Raw genomic sequence first — 1,387 nt, 5'->3', positions numbered from 1 at the left:
AGAGGATGTCTCACGTGGTGAGTTTGGCGAGTTTCTTGTAGCAGGTCAGGGTGGCGGCGAGGCCGAGGAAGGCGAGGAAGTGGCTGCCGTTTCGTTCGTACCGGACGGTGAGGCGGCGGTAGCCGAAGAGCCAGGCGATCGTTCTCTCGATCTTCCAGCGATGGCGGCCGAGGCGTTCGCCGGACTCGATGCCGGGCCGGGCAATCCGTGGGATGAGATTCCGTCCGCGGAGCCAGCGGAGGTGTTCGGCGGAGTAATACGCCTTGTCTGCGCGGATCTTCACCGGCCGTCTACGGCGTGGTCCGCGCCAGGAGCGGACGGCGGGTATGCCCAGGACCAGTGGCTTGAGCGCCTGACTATCGTGCAGGTTCGCCCCCGACACCCCGACGGCCAGCGGCAACCCCTGAGCCTCGGACAGCACGTGCACCTTGCTGCCCTTCTTGCCCCGATCAACCGGGTTCGGCCCGGTCAGCGAGCCCCCCTTTTCGCCCGCACCGACGCGGCATCGACGATGGCGGATGTCCAGTCCAACTCGCCTCTGGCGCCGAGCTCGTCGAGCACCGCCCGGTGCAGACGACGCCATAGACCGGCTTTGGTCCATGCCGTGAATCGGCGGTGCGCGGTGGCTGGCGAGGTGCCGAACGTCGGAGGCAGGTACCGCCAAGCGCAACCGCTGGTAAGCACGTACACCACCGCCGTGAACACCCTCCGGTCCGCCACCGGCGCTGTCCCGCCACCCTGCTGTCTGGGCCGGAACGGCGGTATCAGCGGTGCGGCAAGCGTCCACAGCTCATCGGGGACCAGGTCCCGTGCAAGATCCACTGCCATAGCGGACGATCATGCCCCAAGAGCGCTCGCGGTCCGGCCTCGGGGCAGTGCGGGAATAGCAGTTGGGTATCGAGTCCCACGGCTTCTACCCTGCTCCAATGATCGAAGACGGCCGTGCGGTACGCGTGGGAGACTCCGGATCGCGACCGGTCCATCTGCTCTTCTCCGAGCTGGCAAGACCGTTCGGGGACGACCCCACACTCGACTTCGTCGTGAAAGCTCGCGGGCAAGGGGTGAGCATCGAGACCCTGGTGCGGACGTGGGACGGTGACGACCTCGACGCATTCCTCTCCTCGCTGGCCGAGGATTTCCGCGGCTGGGAAGGGGCTCGCACCTGGCGCTCTCTGGAACGCGACCTGACGATCTCGGCGAAACACCACTCGGGCGGCTACGTTCACCTGACGTGGGGTATACACGATCGGCCTCCGTCCGAGGAGTGGAAGTTCCACACCACTACCGTGCACGCCGCCGGCGAGGAGATGCGAAACCTTGCCACCGAGTTTCATGCATTTCTCACGAGTACGGTCGAGTAGCTGAAGCACCACGTGAGACAGCCTCT

At 65.9% G+C, this 1,387-nt stretch carries 2 protein-coding genes; one reads left to right on the top strand and one right to left on the bottom strand.

From position 1 onward, the window contains the following. Positions 1–10 precede the first annotated feature (10 nt). Positions 11–828 (bottom strand): IS5 family transposase gene (locus ACIA73_RS41945; RefSeq protein WP_399444283.1). Its coding sequence is split into 2 segments (ribosomal slippage): positions 11–478 and positions 481–828, totalling 816 coding nucleotides; the frame shifts between segments, so codons are not numbered across the junction. 98 nt (positions 829–926) lie between these two features. On the opposite strand from ACIA73_RS41945, the gene ACIA73_RS41940 reads away from it, so the two are divergent. Beyond that, positions 927–1,361, top strand: a complete 435-nt coding sequence (locus tag ACIA73_RS41940) for a DUF6228 family protein (RefSeq protein WP_399444282.1) — start codon at positions 927–929, stop codon at positions 1,359–1,361. Positions 1,362–1,387 lie beyond the last annotated feature (26 nt).

The organism is Streptomyces sp. NPDC051561, from assembly GCF_044454195.1.
GTDB lineage: Bacteria > Actinomycetota > Actinomycetes > Streptomycetales > Streptomycetaceae > Streptomyces.
The sequence above is the reverse complement of the archived record's forward strand: the minus strand, read 5'-3'. Positions and strand labels throughout refer to the sequence as shown.